The 16,714-nt window shown below is 46.8% G+C and carries 14 protein-coding genes and 3 tRNA genes; 8 read left to right on the forward strand and 9 right to left on the reverse strand.

Annotation, left to right across the window (positions count from 1 at the left end; translation table 11 throughout):
* The first annotated feature begins 75 nt into the window (after positions 1-75).
* Genes TWT_RS00285 through TWT_RS00295 form a run of 3 tightly spaced genes read left to right on the forward strand, consistent with a single transcriptional unit; the run spans position 76 to position 3,161 of the window.
* Positions 76-771, forward strand: a complete 696-nt coding sequence (locus TWT_RS00285; RefSeq protein ID WP_230440403.1) for a ubiquinone/menaquinone biosynthesis methyltransferase — start codon at positions 76-78, stop codon at positions 769-771.
* A gap of 11 nt (positions 772-782) precedes the next feature.
* Positions 783-1,799 carry a polyprenyl synthetase family protein gene (locus tag TWT_RS00290; RefSeq protein WP_011102314.1) on the forward strand — a complete coding sequence of 339 codons (1,017 nt, stop codon included), beginning with the start codon at positions 783-785 and terminating at the stop codon, positions 1,797-1,799.
* An 18-nt stretch (positions 1,800-1,817) separates the two neighbouring features.
* A complete protein-coding gene (locus tag TWT_RS00295) occupies positions 1,818-3,161 on the forward strand; it encodes an FAD-dependent oxidoreductase (protein WP_011096033.1) in 1,344 nt (447 codons plus the stop codon).
* A gap of 339 nt (positions 3,162-3,500) precedes the next feature.
* Here the strand turns inward: TWT_RS00295 and TWT_RS00300 are convergent, their stop codons facing one another.
* The 7 genes from TWT_RS00300 to TWT_RS00330 form a co-directional block, all read right to left on the reverse strand.
* The gene (locus TWT_RS00300; protein WP_011096034.1) at positions 3,501-4,472 is read right to left on the reverse strand and encodes an iron-siderophore ABC transporter substrate-binding protein; all 972 of its coding nucleotides are present in this window, start codon (positions 4,470-4,472) and stop codon (positions 3,501-3,503) included.
* Between the two features lie 144 nt (positions 4,473-4,616).
* A complete protein-coding gene (locus TWT_RS00305) occupies positions 4,617-5,612 on the reverse strand; it encodes an ABC transporter substrate-binding protein (RefSeq protein WP_011096035.1) in 996 nt (331 codons plus the stop codon).
* 217 nt (positions 5,613-5,829) lie between these two features.
* A complete protein-coding gene (locus tag TWT_RS00310; RefSeq protein WP_011096036.1) occupies positions 5,830-6,615 on the reverse strand; it encodes an ABC transporter ATP-binding protein in 786 nt (261 codons plus the stop codon).
* The gene (locus tag TWT_RS00315; RefSeq protein ID WP_196218335.1) at positions 6,599-7,570 is read right to left on the reverse strand and encodes a FecCD family ABC transporter permease; all 972 of its coding nucleotides are present in this window, start codon (positions 7,568-7,570) and stop codon (positions 6,599-6,601) included. Before TWT_RS00315 ends, TWT_RS00310 begins: the two co-directional genes overlap by 17 nt.
* A gap of 68 nt (positions 7,571-7,638) precedes the next feature.
* Entirely contained in the window at positions 7,639-8,583 is a 945-nt protein-coding gene (locus tag TWT_RS00320) for a FecCD family ABC transporter permease (RefSeq protein WP_237696848.1), read from the reverse strand.
* A gap of 187 nt (positions 8,584-8,770) precedes the next feature.
* A tRNA-Met gene (locus TWT_RS00325) sits at positions 8,771-8,847 on the reverse strand.
* Between the two features lie 18 nt (positions 8,848-8,865).
* Positions 8,866-8,937: transfer RNA gene (locus tag TWT_RS00330), tRNA-Thr, on the reverse strand.
* A 76-nt stretch (positions 8,938-9,013) separates the two neighbouring features.
* Between TWT_RS00330 and TWT_RS00335 the strand changes: the two genes are divergently transcribed.
* Complete coding sequence (locus tag TWT_RS00335) at positions 9,014-9,343, forward strand: ArsR/SmtB family transcription factor (protein WP_230453665.1); 330 nt, start codon at positions 9,014-9,016, stop codon at positions 9,341-9,343.
* A gap of 162 nt (positions 9,344-9,505) precedes the next feature.
* Here the strand turns inward: TWT_RS00335 and TWT_RS00340 are convergent.
* Together TWT_RS00340 and lysS are read right to left on the reverse strand one after the other, a co-directional pair.
* A tRNA-Tyr gene (locus TWT_RS00340) sits at positions 9,506-9,588 on the reverse strand.
* 50 nt (positions 9,589-9,638) lie between these two features.
* A complete protein-coding gene (gene lysS, locus TWT_RS00345) occupies positions 9,639-11,276 on the reverse strand; it encodes a lysine--tRNA ligase (RefSeq protein ID WP_011096040.1) in 1,638 nt (545 codons plus the stop codon).
* 88 nt (positions 11,277-11,364) lie between these two features.
* Here lysS and TWT_RS00350 point away from each other — a divergent pair, with 88 nt between their 5' ends.
* The 4 genes from TWT_RS00350 (at position 11,365) to TWT_RS00365 (ending at position 16,598) form a co-directional block, all read left to right on the forward strand.
* Positions 11,365-12,231, forward strand: a complete 867-nt coding sequence (locus TWT_RS00350) for a pantoate--beta-alanine ligase (RefSeq protein WP_011096041.1) — start codon at positions 11,365-11,367, stop codon at positions 12,229-12,231.
* A 75-nt stretch (positions 12,232-12,306) separates the two neighbouring features.
* Entirely contained in the window at positions 12,307-12,531 is a 225-nt protein-coding gene (locus TWT_RS00355) for a hypothetical protein (protein WP_166806540.1), read from the forward strand.
* Positions 12,528-14,024: a cardiolipin synthase gene (gene cls / locus TWT_RS00360; protein WP_011102318.1), complete on the forward strand. Its 1,497-nt coding sequence runs from the start codon at positions 12,528-12,530 to the stop codon at positions 14,022-14,024. Before TWT_RS00355 ends, cls begins: the two co-directional genes overlap by 4 nt.
* Positions 14,025-14,087: 63 nt before the next feature.
* Positions 14,088-16,598 (forward strand): ATP-dependent Clp protease ATP-binding subunit, encoded by a 2,511-nt coding sequence (locus TWT_RS00365; RefSeq protein WP_038103521.1) that lies wholly within the window; start codon positions 14,088-14,090, stop codon positions 16,596-16,598.
* Positions 16,599-16,714 lie beyond the last annotated feature (116 nt).

Below are 16,714 nucleotides of genomic sequence, written 5' to 3' on the forward strand. Positions count from 1 at the left end.
AAATAAACCGATGTGTAAAGTTTTTGCACCTGGGACTATACTTTCTTCGCTTTGGGGACTAACATTCACATTGATATGGTAATTCACGGCAAACACACGGCAGAGATTAGAAAAATGTTCAATAGGGTTGCCCAAGCCTACGATAGAACAAATCTTGTCTTGTCATTCTTACAGGATGCCCACTGGCGTCGGGCTGCTTGTAAGATGCTTGGGGTAACTGCCGGGGAAGAGGTGCTTGATGTCGGTGCTGGTACTGGCGCGAGCACCCGAACAGTTGCCAGGACCGGTGCTGCCGTCACAGGAATTGATATATCTCCCCGCATGCTCCAAATTGCACGCAATCGATGTAAAAGGTTTCAAAACATCACGTGGCGTCTCACCAATGGCGATCTGCCGTTCCCTGATAAGAGCTTCGACGCTATTCTAATGGTATTTTGTCTCAGAAATGTGTCCAATATTCAGGGATTCTTATGCGATGCTGCACGCGTCTTGAAGCCCGGTGGGCGGCTTGTAGTGTGCGAGTTCAGTCATCCCAGAAGGTTTGTTGCCCCGTTCTACAGGTTGTATCTCAGGTATGTCTTGCCCAGACTTGCAAAACTTATCTCGAGCGATCCTGCTGCATACGAATATCTTACAGAATCAATCGAGGATTGGTACGAGGTTGACGAGCTTGCGTTTATGCTTGAACAGTGTGGTTTTCAGAATACATCCTGGAAAAGGTTAAGCTTTGGGGCAGTTGCCTTGCATAGGGCGCTGCGTGGTCCGGAGTAGCAAACCCGTACATGCTTGTGTCAGGTATTTTTCTGTCCGATATTCTTGATCCATCTGGCAGTCTGAGTGATGATATTTCTCCCGCTCTCGATAGGGTTGAAGATCTTCTGCTAGAAACCGTTGGTGATTGTCATGAAATAGTAAGCCATTTGCTTGTCAGTGGCGGCAAGCGCGCCCGTCCGCTTTTAGTTTTGCTCACATCTTGTATGGGTTCTGGCATTAATGATGCTGTTATACGTGCTGCCGCGGGGATTGAGTTAATACACCTGGGCTCTTTGTATCACGACGATGTTATGGATAATGCGTATATTCGTCATGGATCGATCACCGCACATCGTCTATGGGGTAAGTCTGCGGCTATTCTTGCGGGTGATTTTTTATTCGCCAAGGCAGGTGTGCTCGGTCTTAACCTTGATAAGCGTGCAATTGCGGTGCAAACTGAGGCATTTCAGAGGATGATATCGGGTCAGCTCAGTGAAACTTTGGGTATTTCTGACAGTCTTGACCCTCTTGAGGCTTATATAGAAGTTTCGAGAGGAAAGACAGGTTCTTTAATCGCCGCATCCGCTCAGGTTGGGGCGATTTTAGGTGATGCCAGCCCATCAACTCTTGAACCCCTGAGGGATTTTGGAGAGAGCATAGGGGTTGCTTTCCAGCTTGTTGACGATGTGATCGATCTTTCGGGTAAATCCGGCAAGACCCCTGGGAGTGACATACGCGCTGGTGTCATGAGTTTGCCGATTCTGCTTTTGAGTAACGCCGCGAAAGATGACAGAGACTCTGCGGTTTTGCTTGAGGAAATAGAGCGCGTGCGGCGGCATAGCGGCGCATGTGGGAGTGATGATTATTCGTCAGAGATGAACGCGGTTTTGGCGCATTTGCGTAAGCATGATGTGACCGCACGCACTCTGGAAATCGCGAGAACGTGGGGAGATAAGGCCAAACATGCGTTGAAAAAACTTCCTGAATGTGCCCCTCGTGATGCACTTTTGGCGTTTGTCGAAACGGTTGTTTCTCGTGAGTTTTAGAGAATAGAGGTAAGGGTTTTGGCGAGGATTGCGGTAGTAGGTGCAGGTCCAGCGGGGATATATTCTGCCAATCTTCTTCTTGCCGATGAATCCGTTGAGCGCGTTGATGTTTTTGAGGCATTACCAGCGCCTTATGGCCTTGTAAGGTATGGTGTTGCACCTGATCATCCGAGGATAAAGAGTGTTGTAAGCACCCTCAGTGACATGTTAGAGACACCCCGTATGCGCCTTTTTTGCGGTGTGCATTTCGGGCAACATCTTTCTTTAGAGGATATAAAACAACGGTACAATGCAGTTATTTTTGCAACAGGCGCCCTCCGTGGGGCTAGACTCGATATTCCGGGAATTGATGCCAGGAATAGCTTTTCTGCGGCTGACTTTGTTGCCTGGTATGACGGGCATCCGGATTACCCACGGACATGGCCTTTGTCAGCAAAATCAGTTGGCATAATCGGTAACGGCAATGTTGCGCTGGATATTGCGCGAATTCTAGTAAAACAGCCTGAAGAACTAGAAACAACCGAAATACCCGACAATGTCTATGAAGATTTGAAGAGTTCTGCATTGTCTGACGTACACATATTTGGCCGTCGTGGGCCTTTTGACGTAAAGTTTACCCCCCTCGAACTCAGAGAACTCGGCGAAGTAAACGGTGTGGATATTGTTCTTAATGAAGATGATTTTCAGGTAAAGCCTGATCGCCTGGTCAAGCAAATGATCATAATCGATCGTGTCTTTTCCTCATGGAGGGCTCGCTCCGGTACATCCTCAACCAGGCGATTGCACTTTCACTTTTACTCGGTTCCCAAGCGGGTTGTTGTTCGGGATAATTGCGTTTCTGGACTTGAGTACCAACAGCTGCGCCCCACGATAGATGCTTGCGATTGTGTTGCGCCCCCGCGTGATAGTGACACGCGTCATGAGGTGGTAGAGCTTGATGCGCTTTATACGGCAATTGGATATTATGGCTCACCCCTTTCCGACTTACCTTTTGATGATATTAGTGGCATTATTCCAAATGACCGCGGCAGGGTAATTATCGAGGGTAAGCCACTTAGGGGATGTTACGTAACGGGCTGGATAAAGCGGGGCCCTGTTGGACTGATTGGTCATACAAAGAGTGATGCCATCGAGACAATAGTCAGTATGCGGCAGGATAAAACTGCCTGGTGGAAGCCAGATACTGACTCTGATATATCAGACCTATTGGGTAGCAGGGGTGTGAACTTCACGGGTGTTAGCGGTTGGCGCAAGCTTGATGCGCACGAAATATATCTCGGCAGTCTCTCAGGTAAAACACGTAAAAAGGTAGTTCCACGGGAAGAAATGTATTACATTTCTTCCCGTGGAAGCCCTTCGTAAAAGAGGCAATGCCCCAGGATGATATGATGCCCTGATACTGTCTTGTGATACCGTCTTGTTCCGTACGCCTGTCTCGTACCTCTATAGAGCGCTTTTCTGTGAACTTGACTGTTTGACTATTTAGCATTTGACTATGTTTTACCTGAGGGCCAAAATGCCGTTATATCTGTTGCATGTCACTCGGTCATTATGGGCGTTAACAATGTGGGCATTAACAATGTGCTTTATAGCGACACCTCTGTTTATAAAAACCTCTTAAACATTTTGTACCCCAGAAGTCGAACCCCTGAAGTCGTAATACATGTGCACACAAATCGCACAAGTAACTGGATTAGCAGTTCACTTATTACGAAGCTTCTTGGCAATCTCGCGCAGCTTATCGCTAATGCGCTTGATGGCCTCACGAATGCTGAGTGCGCTTGATGCGCTCAGGACATTGGCTAAGTCTTTGTTGGCGTATATAACCCTTCCCTCTTTTGCCGCTTTCAGAGAACTCAGTAAAGCATCTTTGGTTATATCGTCAGTTCCGATGCTGATAACAATTAGCACATCAGTATCTACCCAGCTTAGTTTGTCAGTTGGTATTTTGGCATAGAAACCCGCCTTTGGTAACTCGTTTATTTTTGGCTCAAGTGTAAAGCCGAGCTCTTGCATAAGATCCCAGCGACCATCACCCGGAAGATACACACCATACTCCGCGAATTTCGCTACAAATGCCCCTTTTAATCCCCTATAGAGCGGATCCTGAGCATCTTTAATGGCTTTCTCAGTTTTCTTGATAGCCTCTTCACCCTCTTTTACGCGCCCAAGAGCCTTGGCAACCTGCCTTTGCTGATCCCTCCAATTTAACACCCATGACTTTGTCCCCGGAGGTCCATATACCGTTGGGGCAATCTGACTCAACCGCTTATAAGTTTTTTCATCGTTATTGCTGCGGACATTCAGGATTAAATCAGGTTTTAGATTATGTATCTGCTCCCAGTTCAATCCATCCGTGCCGCGGGAGATAACTTCTGGCTTCACATCACCAAACAGCCCCTCGGCCCAAGGGCCAACACCCTTATTGCCAAAGCTAATCCAGTCATACACCGCAACAGGCTTTATTCCCACAGCAAGGGCTGCTTCAGCATCGGACCATCCGAGGGCTACAACCCTAAGATCATGACCCTTTGGTCTTGGTATGGTAACTTCACCAAACACCGTCTCAACTTTTGACAAAACAGAAGACGACTCAGAGTCACCTTTACCGCCAAAACAGCCTGTCAATAGAGAGAGCGCAACAAGCGCACCAAGTAACTTCCTACCGAACACAACCCCTCAATTGCTCTGTACCAACAATCTCAGAACAACACGATTCTGTCTCACACCCAAAGGCCTGTCTCACACCCAAAGGAATAATCCAGGCCACGCACGAAAGCGCAGTATTCAAGGCACCCAATGTACCTTGAGGCCAGTTCACTTATTACGAAGCTTCTTGGCAATCTCGCGCAGCTTATCGCTAAGGAACTTTATTGCTTCAGGAATACTGAGTACTGAACCCGCAATAAGAGCCAGATTGAATTCATCAGACCCGTATATGATCCTTCCCTCTTTTGAGGCCTTTAGAGAAGCAATAAGAGGATCATTGTGATTAGCTGCTTTTCTAATCCCGCGCTTAACTGTTACGACAATCACATCCGTGTCAATTAGGTTTAACTTACCCGAGGGAATATCTTTTCCGGCGTGACGCCCGTCAAAGAGCTCAGTCACCCGTGGCTCAAGCGTAAAGCCCAATTCTCTAATAAGATCCCACTGTCTCGTAGATTCCGCAAACACGCCGTAGCCTGAGGGTCTCTGCACAACAAGGGCAGCTTTTAATCCCCTATAGAGCGGATCCTGAGCATCTTTAATGGCTTTCTCAGTTTTCTTGATAGCCTCTTCACCCTCTTTTACGCGCCCAAGAGCCTTGGCAACCTGCCTTTGCTGATCCCTCCAGGGAATCTGGTATGGCTGGTAGTCCTTGGAGTTTTTTGGTCCATATACCGTTGGGGCAATCTGACTCAACCGCTTATAAGTTTTTTCATCGTTTTTGCTTCGGACATCCAAAATAACATCCGGCTTGAATGCCTTTATTTGTTCCCAGTTCAATCCATCTGTTGAAAAAGACATAACCGTTGGCTTCACATCACCAAACAGCCCCTCGGCCCAAGGGCCAACACCCTTACCGCCGATATTGAATGCATCAAGAACCGCAACAGGCTTTATTCCCACAGCAAGGGCTGCTTCAGCATCAGCCCGCCCTAGGGCTACAACCCTAAGATCATGACCCTTTGGTCTTGGTATGGTAACTTCACCAAACACCGTCTCAACTTTTGACAAAACAGAAGACGACTCAGAGTCACCTTTACCGCCAAAACAGCCTGTCAATAGAGAGAGCGCAACAAGCGCACCAAGTAACTTCCTACCGAACATACCCCTCCTATTTGTTATTTCAACTTATCCTTACAAATCAACACATCCGCCTATTCGCCATATACCAGGCTAGTAGCTAGACAAAAGAAAGTAAAGGGTTAATTTTTGCTAACAGCAAGTGAATCTTTGCGATACGGCAAACGCCCCCGCGTGCATTATTCATGATCTATAACTGCTGGCCAGACGCGAAACAATATCGGACGGTTTTCGCGCCCCGTTACAATCGTTTCAAATTCTCAGATTTGCGGGGAATAATCATGGGTGTATTAGATTCAGGATCATCTATTATTCTTGATTTCAAGCCAAATGCATTTTCTATCAAGTTTTCTGTTATAACTTTTTTTGGTTCGCCCGAGGCAATGATCCGGCCTTCTCCCATCACAAACAGGTGAGATGCATATCTTGCAGCTTGGTTAAGGTCGTGTAATGAGCAAATGATAGTTTTGCTTTCTCTGTTGAGAGATGCTAAAAGTTCAAGAATCTCATATTGATAAGCTATATCAAGAAACGTCGTTGGTTCGTCGAGTAAGAGAATACGAGTCTGCTGAGCTAATACCATTGCTATCAAGGCCCTCTGGCGCTGTCCGCCCGAAACGGCTTCAATGGCTCGTTGTGAAATATGTGAGGCCTGAACCGCTTGAAGGGACTCTTTTACAACTTCTTCATCAGTTTTCGTCCATCTATGCAGAATGCTTTGATGGGGATATCGCCCCCTGCTCACAAGATCCGCTATGGTTAGCCCTTCCGGGAGATTAACCTGTTGAGGTAGGAAAGCGATATGCTTGGCCAAATTCTTAGGCTTTAACCTTCGAATATGCTGCTTGTCAAGGAGAATATCCCCTTCAAATCTATTTAGTCCGGCAATAGAGCGTAAAAAAGTTGATTTGCCACAGCCATTAGCGCCAATAATTGCGATAAAAGAGCCCCGTTTTATCTCTATGCTTATGTCGTGCAGAACCTTGTTTTTTCCGTAAGAAAACGAAAGCTTATCGACGGTAATCATTTGCTCCCCTGATAGATAGATAAAGCAGATACGCCCCGCCAAATACAATTGTCACGACCCCGGTTGGTAATTGCGACGGTGCGATAATTGTTCTTGCAATTAGATCTGATGCGGCCAATAAGAACCCTCCAACAGCTATAGTTGGGAAAATATTAATTGCCTTACTGCCAACAAGAAACTTTGCGATATGCGGAGCGGTAAGGGCCACAAAACTGATTGGGCCAACCACTGTCGTTGAAACCGCAGTCAATACAACCGCAATGACAATCATCATTGTCAATGTACTTCTTGCTGAAACGCCCAGGCTTGCGGCATTGTCATCGCCCATTTCAAGAACTCGCATTTTAGGAATAACAATAACGGCCAAACTGACGCATGCAATCAAGGTCAGGTATAAGAGCAGTGCGTCACTCCACGTTATTAGGCTCAGGCTTCCAACACCCCATATGCTTATGTTCTGACTGATTTCAACATTGATAATTGACTTCATGTAGGTATTGAACGATGAGATTATTGCGTTAAGGCTAATGCCGACTATAACTAAACGTAACCCGCGAAATGTTCTTGTCAAGCTCAGGAAATATACAAGAATGGCAACAATAAACCCACCGGCTAGCGCTGAAAGTGTTGACGGTGTTCTTTCTCCACCAAAAAGCTCTGCAGCTATTATTACCCCGGCAAATGCACCCGCATTGAATCCAATAATATCTGGACTGCAAAGAGGGTTTCTCGTTAGAGACTGAAACAGTGCTCCGGCTAGGGCAACAGAGGATCCAACGAAAATTGCTGATAACACCCGCGGAAGTCTCCATTCAAGAATTGTTTGCCGTAATTCGATATCTCCGTTGCCAGTTAATGCACTCCACATATCCGCAAAGCTGGTTTGCGTATAGCCAACGCTGACTGATAGAAACAGTAATCCCACGCATAGAGATGCAAAAACAGACCCGACCACCAAAGCACGAGTGTCGAGATTGCAACTTGTCCAATACGTTCTCAGCGCCACCCGCTGTGGCATGATCCTCAAAAGACTTTTACCTTTCTTGACAGGAAAATCAGAATGGGCGCACCCAAGAAAGGCACAACCACTCCAGCGTCTAGTCCGGTTGGTGTTAGAACCCGACCAAGCGTGTCTGCAGTCAGTAACACAATCGGGCCAGTTATCAAACAAAGAGGAATAATTCTGAGCAAATTGGGTCCTGATATAACCCGGGAGATATGTGCCGCTGCAAGCGCCAAGAAACTAATCGGACCGACTGCCGCGGTAGATCCTGCGCTAAGCGCTATAACTGCAATATATGACCACAGTGCAGTTTTTCCAACGCCAAGCGATTTTGATATGTCTTTATCAATTGACAAAACATTCAGTGAGCTCATCATCATAAGTGCGATTAGTATTCCGGCCAGGATGAGAGGAAATGATATGTACACCGTGTCGATTTTTTTGTAATCGAGTGACCCAACTGCCCAGTGGCGGATCACGTCAAAAATATCCTGATTTATTAACGCCACCGAACGTGCCAGTCCGCTAATCAGCGCGGTTAATGCAACTCCGACCAAGATCAATTGCCCCGGAGTGACAATATTCCCAATAAAATAAACAAGCCCAGCAGCAATTGAGGCACCCAACAGAGGAACGATCAGCAAATTCCAGAAAGGCGTTACATAGCCAACCAAAAACCCAAGGACAATCGCAAGATATGCCCCATGAGTTATTCCAAGCAGCCCCGGATCGGCCAATGGATTCCGGGTAACCACTTGCATAATTGCGCCAGCAACTGAGAGTGCTGCCCCAACAAGAATTGCCAGCAAGATACGAGGAACTCTAAAATCTCGCAGGACTACATCTTTGAAGTCGTCTCCACCCCCGAACACCGCGTCAATCAATTGACCGACGCTTGAGCCATCGAGAAAAAGGGCCAAATAACAAAGCCCGACAATAACGACGCTGCCGAATACTAAACTCAAACGAAAAACTGGCCCTGCCACACATTTCAGGCTATCTGATGTGTAATACGAAGTAAAGGGTGAGTTTTAATCTTTCTTGCAGCTATGGACTGCCAGATGTCATTTGGCAGTCTCACCCCATTGGTATGCAAATGCACGACCATCAGACTTCTTACCGCCCGAAGAAACACCCTAAAGTCACAGGGTCTGGTAGCGGGAACGGGATTCGAACCCGTGACCCCACGATTATGAGCCGTGTGCTCTAACCAACTGAGCTATCCCGCCATATGAGTGATCAAAAAGAGCCCCGGGTCAGGATTGAACTGACGACCCCTTCCTTACCATGGAAGTGCTCTGCCACTGAGCTACCGGGGCGCAAACAATCCCAACGGCTAGAATAAAATATGTACCGCAAGGGCAAGAATACCAGGTTTTGTTCAACCAACCGGGGTTGCTCTTTAGGATATTTGTTTTATTACGGACATGCATGGGCTTATCTAGGAAAAACGCGCAGAGCGCAGAAAAACTTTTCAAATGCCTTGCATCCGCGTCAAGACTCAAGATACTGTTCGTTTTGCTTGAATCTGAGAAGTCAGTGGGTGACATAACTGTGGATTGTGATATGAGTCAGCCCCTTGTCTCTCAGCATTTGCGCCATCTTAGGGATAATAACTTGGTTTATACAAAAAGACACGGAAAGCAAGTTTATTATTCGATAGCAGATGAGCATATAAAACATGTTGTTGCTGATTGCATACAGCATGTTCAGCACGAAACATAAGTCTGTTTACAGTAACTTTCTGACCACCCAAGGTGTCTCACCCCGGGTGGATTGCATAGCTGTCTTGAATACACATCAGGGCAGCTGGTGGTACTAGACATTAGGCGGTGTTTTAGGCTACAACATAGCTGTCGTTTAAATCGAAAAAGCGGCTATGCCCAGTGGCGAGTGAGGGATTCGAACCCCCGAAGTCGAATGACAGCTGATTTACAGTCAGATCCCTTTGGCCACTTGGGTAACTCGCCAAAGACATTCGGCCAGGTCCTACGACGTCCGACCGAATGACTCAAAAATGCTAGCATGTCTCACAGCTGCAAAGCAGTGCTCGTGTACTCTGTTTTCCTATTGCCATCAGTAAGGTTGGAAGCCTCGGACCCTTGTCCTGACCTATAACCAACTGGTATATCGTCCTAAAGAACTCTTTCTGTAAATTTTTTACCTCTTGACTTACGTCTTTTGAGGACTGATCTATACCCAAGACGACTTTGGGCACTCCGTAGGCGAGTGTCGTAAGCTTCTCGATAGACCAATTCTTATCTAAGCCATCAATGAAGATGCGCAGCATTTCCCTCACATTGGGCGCTGCGGTATGCAAAACTTGCTTGTTTGGAGTTTGCAGAACATGTATTGGGTTTGAGAATTTTTTACTATAGATCCTTGCGCAGCTCAATCTTGGCTCGAGTTGCGCAAGGGACCTAATATCAGGGCGTAAGTTTTTCACCATCCTTAGCAGTTGGGAATCATCACTTGCCGATATGTCGATCAGCGAAACCAGTGTTCTGAAAGAAATGAGAATCTCCGGTGCATTGAATCTTTTATTGGTTGTTGACATTGCGCGGGTATAAGAGGATGCCAATTCACACCCCGTAAGATCATTCGGTAGACTGTCCCATTCGTCATATAGTCTTTGTAGGCTCTGGTCAAACCCGACCGTGAATGATTGGTTGGGTTTTCTGCGGGCATACATCCACCGCAGAAGGGTTGGCTCCATAACCGATAGCGCATCATTGGGGGTTAGAACATTACCCGTTGAGCTAGACATTTTTGCGTGCCCCTGAACTCCAACGAAGGAGTACATTACGGTCAAAGGAGGGGTCCAATTAAATATTTGATTTGCAATATCACTACTGGCTGATAGCGATGCCGATCCTGGCGAACAGTGATCAACACCTCCAGGTTCGAAATCAACTGATTCGTACATCCACCGCATAGGCCAGTCAACTTTCCAGGGAAGTTTTCCGTTGTTGAATTCCCCTATGCCAATGGTTTCAGAATGCCCGCATTTGCAAGAATATGAGAGCTCACTCCCCGCAAAATCCTCTATTTGTGTCAGATCTTTTTTACAACGTGTGCAATATACAACATAGGGGTAATACTCTCGAGGTGACTCGGCAGGTTGGGTCTTCTTGCTCTGGTATTTGCCAATTATGTTCTGAATCTCATGCCGCTTTTCGAGCGCGAGCAGAATATTGTGTGTATACGCACCCGAACGATACATTTGACTCTGGCTTATATGCCTTACCTTTATTCCGAGAATTTCCATTGTTTTCTCAAAATCTCCCCGAAAATGCTCCGACCAGCTGTTTTTTTTGCTTCCTGCCGGAGGCGGGACATCACACAGTGGCATCCCGATATATTGTTCGTAGCCTTTGTCGATATTTGCTGGTACTTTTCTCAGACGATCGAAGTCATCCCAAGACAGTATGTGTTCGCAATCAAAACCCCTCGAGCTTATTTCGTCGGCAATAAAATGTCCGGTTATCACCTCCCTGAGGTTACCCAAATGGATTTGCCCTGATGGGCTGATTCCAGACGCTACAACAATTTTTTTATCCCCTTTACGCTCTTGTATAACCTGCTCGGCAAGTTTTGAAACCCAGTCTTGCTTTCCATATTTTTCGGGACTTGCAGCGTCAATTCTTGATGCCGTCATGCGTTTACTCTAAAAAATAAAAACAAACTGTATGCTCTCAAGTTGGAATAGGGCTAAATTTAGCCTTCGTAACTAGACTTAGCTTACAATGAATCTCAAATTGGCTTCTTCTCCGCATGAGCTACGGACATGCTTGGCCGGCAGGGCATTTGTGCTGGTCCCCACCATGGGGGCTTTGCATGAGGGACATATCTGGCTTGTGGACATGGCAAGGCGATGCAATCTCCCTGTTGTTGTATCGATTTTTGTGAACCCCCTACAATTCGATGACAGTCTTGATTTGGATACTTATCCCAGGACTCTGGAACAGGATTTAGAAAAGTTAGAGGGCAAGGCTTTTGCAGTTTATTCGCCTAGCGTCGAAACAATGTATCCAAACGGTCTCGACTCTATCCGTATTGACCCAGGGCCAATAGGAAGAATTCTAGAAGGCGCCATTCGTCCGGGGTTCTTTGATGGGATTCTCACAATTGTTGCAAAATTATTGCTACAAACCGCACCTGAACGAGTTTTTTTTAGCAAAAAAGATGCCCAACAGGCCTTTTTAGTGAGGCGCATGGTGCGTGAACTCGCCTTTCCTGTCAGGGTTGAAGTTACAGGATTTCTACGTGATAAATTTTCCCTGCCTTATTCCTCACGTAATCGTAAGTTAGGGGTAGATGCGAGAGAAAAGGCTCAAAGATTATCCCAAGGATTACTCTCTGTTGTAAATAATGGTCCGCTTACTGTGCGGGATTGTATCGACAAAATAACAGATCTAGCAAATTCAATTGGTGTCGATTTGGGCTATGCGCAGATTCTGGATGAAAATTTTTGCGAAATTGCTTCGGATAGAATGGTTACGCGGGCATTCCACTCGGAGGCCTGTATTGGGCTCAATACCCCACTTTTTCTGCTTGCTGCCCGTGTACACGGGGTTCGGGTAGTCGACAATGTTGATCTCGTAGTTGTTTAGTCGGATGCCTGTCGTTGTCCATTACAGGTTGCTGTTTTGGGGGTTTGCATCTTGGGTTGGAACGGTTGGGCTGCCTTGCTTCCATCTATCTGCCTTGCGCTGCTCTTTTGGCTTGTTATGCACTTCATACTCGGCCTGGATCGTAAAGAAAGGGAGGCGCATTTCAAGGCTCTTGGGCGCAAGTCTCCTGATATTCCCACACCTGAGACATTAAGCCCTGAGACATTAGGCACCGACTCAGCCGATAAGCGATCTCGCGGAGATTCACAACAGGGCACCTTGCCACCCGGTGGGTCGTGAAGCCCTATTTGTTTATATTGGCGGCCCTGCTATTGGCCGACCTTGTCATCCGTATTGGCTGCCTTTTTGTTGTTCCTCGCAATAGACGTCCTAATTCTGCCAACGCCTGGCTTCTCACAATATTCTTTCTGCCGTTTATTGGATGGTTTCTTTTTTTGATAATAGGCAGCTACAAGCTCCCAAAATCAAGAAGAGAAAAACAGGCTCTTATAAACCAGCTTGTTGCAAATGCACTGTCAGATCATGCAGTATTGGACAATGTAGATCTGCAATGGCTACCATCTCTGGTAAAACTAAACAGAAATCTTGGATCTATGCCGATGGTTGCGGGAACTCGTGTACATATTCTTACTGATACAAGTGTGATTATGGAGCAGATGGTATCTGCCATTGATTCAGCTAAAAGCAGTGTACACGTTGAGTTCTACATCTTTTCGCTGGATGAATTTACGCAGGGCTTTTTCACAAGCCTTGAAAATGCGACCGCCCGCGGGGTAAAGGTTCGGGTTTTATATGATCACATCGCAACTTTGCGCGTCCCTGGATATCTGAATATGAAGTCTCGCCTTAAGCGCAATGGGATTGAATTTTATCCGATGCTTCCGATTCAGCCCTTCAAGTTGAAATATCAGAGGCCTGACCTGCGCAATCATCGAAAATTGCTTGTAATTGATGATGCAATTGCATTTGTTGGATCGCTAAACATTATTGATCCTTTTTATAACACGAGGGGTCGCAAGAAAATGTTTTGGCAAGATGCGATGCTGCGCCTTGAAGGACCCGTTATAAGCGGGATAAGCGCGGTTTTTGTCTCTGATTGGTACGCAGAAACAGGCCAGCTCCTGAGAGACTACAGAATTGTAAAAACTTCATCCGGCGATTCCTTCACAGAAAACCGCACACAATCAAACAGTGTTGATAGGAGTTGCCCGAGTACAAATAACGTTTTATGTCAAGTAGTTCCTTCTGGTCCTGGATTTGAGGGGGAAAATAACCTCCAATTGTTTCTAATGCTCCTTTATGCATCGCAAAAACGGGTTGCAATTACATCACCGTACTTCGTGCCGGACGAGGCAATGACTTTAGCAATCGCGTCGGCGACTAAAAGGGGGGTTAGTGTCGAACTGTTTTTATCTGAAAACCATGACCAAAAAATTGTTTACCACGCTCAGTGTTCGTACTACGAACAGCTATTGAGAAGCGGCGTAAAGATTTGGCTATACCGTGCACCAAATTTCTTACACAGCAAATATGTAACTGTTGATGATGATGTTGCCGTTTTTGGATCAAGCAATTTTGATATGCGCTCTTTCAATCTGAATATGGAAATGTCACTGTTGCTCTACAGCAAGGAATTTGTTGCAAAACTGCAGGCGGTTGAACAGGAAAACCGAGCAAATAGCTCCCTGCTCACCCTCGATGAATGGATGCACCGCGGGAAAATGGACCGCTTGAAAGATAATCTAGCTAGACTTACATCCGCCCTGCAATAGGCACTTATTGAAGAAAAATTTAGGATTCACTCTCGCTGTTTTCTAGTATCCTTGGGTGAGGATATGTTTGAAAGGTTTACAGATAAAGCCCGCCGGGTTATAGTACTGGCGCAGGAGGAAGCGCGCACGCTTAGCCACAATTACATTGGCACCGAGCATGTTCTTCTTGGCCTTATTAGCGAGGGTGATGGTATTGCCGCCCAGGCGCTTGAGAGTCTTGATATTACCCTTGAGCGTGCGCGCGAGGGCGTGGCGGAACTAATAGGTCGGGGTCAGAACGCAACATCCGGGCATATCCCGTTTACGCCTCGTGCGAAAAAGGTTCTAGAGCTTTCGCTCCGCGAGGCTCTTCAGCTTGGTCACAATTACATTGGCACTGAGCATATACTCCTTGGGATTCTTCATGAGGGTGAGGGTATCGCTGCACAGGTACTGGTGAATATGGGGGCTGAACTGCCTGCAATTCAGCAGAGGGTTATGCACCTTTTAGAAGATGGAAGAGAACAAGAGCCCGTTTCGGTTGGCCCATCTGAGTCAGGAAAAATTTCAGGCAGTCAGATACTTGATCAATTCGGGCGACACCTCACGCGTGCCGCGAAAGAGGGCAAGCTGGACCCAGTTATTGGCCGTGAGAAGGAAATAGAGCGCGTGATGCAGGTGCTCTCGCGCAGAACGAAGAATAACCCAATCCTAATCGGTGAGCCCGGTGTTGGAAAAACTGCTGTCGTCGAGGCTTTGGCTCAAGCGATAGTCAATGGTGATGTTCCGGTCAATTTGCGCAACAAGCAAGTGTACTCGCTTGATTTGGGTTCTCTTATCGCTGGTAGCAGGTACAGGGGTGATTTTGAGGAACGCCTCAAGAAGGTTACGAAGGAAATACGTTCACGAGGGGACATTATCGTTTTTATAGATGAGATCCATTCCCTTGTTGGGGCCGGGTCTGCTGAGGGTGCTATCGATGCAGCAACTATCCTGAAACCCCTTCTGGCCCGTGGTGAGCTTCAAACAATTGGCGCAACAACCCTTGATGAGTATCGCAAGAATATTGAAAAGGATTCTGCTCTGGAAAGGCGCTTCCAGCCCGTCAACGTGTCAGAGCCCAGCATACCAATGTGTATCCAGATACTGAAAGGGTTGCGTGATCGCTATGAGGCCCATCATAAGGTGAAAATCACCGATGAGGCAATTTATGCTGCAGTTACCCTTTCGAGTCGTTATATAAATGATAGGTTTTTACCAGACAAAGCCATAGACTTGATTGATGAGGCCGGCGCCAGGCTGAGACTGTCTGTTTTGTCTAATCCGAGCCAACTGCGCGCTGTCGAGAAAAAAATTCTCGCTGTTGTTGCCAGGAAAGACAAGGCGGTTGAAAAACAGGATTTCGATAAAGTTGGCGAGCTAAAACGGAAAGAAAAGGCCCTAAGAGCTGAGTTACGGAAGATAAAGCGTGACTATGAGAATGGCAATATTGCAAGTGCCGGCACTGTAGATGAGGGCTTGATCGCTGAAGTGCTTGCGTCAGCGACTGGGGTTCCCGTTTTTCGACTAACCGAAGACGAGTCCGTGCGTCTGATGATGATGGAAAGAAGTTTGCATCAGCGTGTGATTGGTCAGGACGAGGCGATTTCGTCTCTGTCAAGGGCGATGCGCCGAACGCGCGCTGGATTGAAGGATCCAAACCGACCTTCCGGATCGTTTATTTTTGCCGGCCCGACCGGTGTCGGAAAAACCGAGCTGGCCAAGGCTCTTGCCGAGTTTCTGTTTGATAATGAAGACGCCCTTGTAAGTCTTGACATGTCAGAGTACGGAGAGCGGCACACTGTATCCAGGCTTTTTGGAGCCCCGCCCGGATTTGTTGGTTTCGAAGAAGGCGGACAACTGACAGAGAAAATACGCCGCAAGCCCTTTAGCGTTGTTTTATTTGATGAAATTGAAAAAGCCCATCCGGATGTTTTTAACTCGCTTTTGCAGATTTTGGAAGAAGGTCGTCTGAGTGACGCCCAGGGCCGTATGGTTGATTTTAGAAATACGATAATTGTTATGACAACTAACCTTGGCAGTCGCGATATAGCATCAGGCCCTGTCGGGTTTCAGTCGGGTGATGGTAGTTTTTTGGCCTATGAGGCTATGAAGGCCAAGGTTAATGAGGAACTGAGGCGCAGTTTAAAGCCGGAGTTTCTCAATCGTATTGATGAAGTTATAGTTTTCCCGCCCCTCAATAGAGACGAGCTTCTGCAAATACTGAAGATTTTTATCAAAAAGCTCGATGACCGTTTGCGCGATAGGACCATGCGTCTTTCTGTGACAGATGCTGCCCTAGAACAGTTGGTGCAAATTGGCTACGAACCCACCATGGGAGCAAGGCCCTTGCGCCGAGCGGTTCAGCGCGAGGTTGAGGATAGGATTTCTGAAAAGATTCTGCTGGGCGAGATAAAGCCAAATCAAGAGATAGAAATGGACTTTGTGAATGATAATTTCACGATTGTATCAAGGGATATGGATTACCCCCTATCTCCTCTTGTGCCGTCAGTGACAACGGGTCTCGTTACTCCGGATCTTGCAAGTCACGTCTAGTTTCTGACATAATGCTCGCGATTTTTTGCGATGATCTGTTTTTCTTTAGAGCGCCTCGCGTGAAAAGCCTCACCGCGATGCTTCTTGCCGCAATACTTTCGGCACCCAACTTGCGC

It is taken from the genome of Tropheryma whipplei str. Twist, from assembly GCF_000007485.1.
Lineage (GTDB): Bacteria > Actinomycetota > Actinomycetes > Actinomycetales > Microbacteriaceae > Tropheryma > Tropheryma whipplei.

Bases quoted from the DNA above. Each gene is read 5' to 3' on its own strand.
- TWT_RS00310 (WP_011096036.1), bottom strand. From the start codon at position 6,615: ATGATTACCGTCGATAAGCTTTCGTTTTCTTACGGAAAAAACAAGGTT.
- TWT_RS00290 (WP_011102314.1), top strand. From the start codon at position 783: ATGCTTGTGTCAGGTATTTTTCTGTCCGATATTCTTGATCCATCTGGC.
- lysS (WP_011096040.1), bottom strand. From the start codon at position 11,276: ATGACGGCATCAAGAATTGACGCTGCAAGTCCCGAAAAATATGGAAAG.
- TWT_RS00305 (WP_011096035.1), bottom strand. From the start codon at position 5,612: ATGTTCGGTAGGAAGTTACTTGGTGCGCTTGTTGCGCTCTCTCTATTG.
- TWT_RS00285 (WP_230440403.1), top strand. From the start codon at position 76: ATGGTAATTCACGGCAAACACACGGCAGAGATTAGAAAAATGTTCAAT.
- TWT_RS00365 (WP_038103521.1), top strand. From the start codon at position 14,088: ATGTTTGAAAGGTTTACAGATAAAGCCCGCCGGGTTATAGTACTGGCG.
- TWT_RS00350 (WP_011096041.1), top strand. From the start codon at position 11,365: ATGAATCTCAAATTGGCTTCTTCTCCGCATGAGCTACGGACATGCTTG.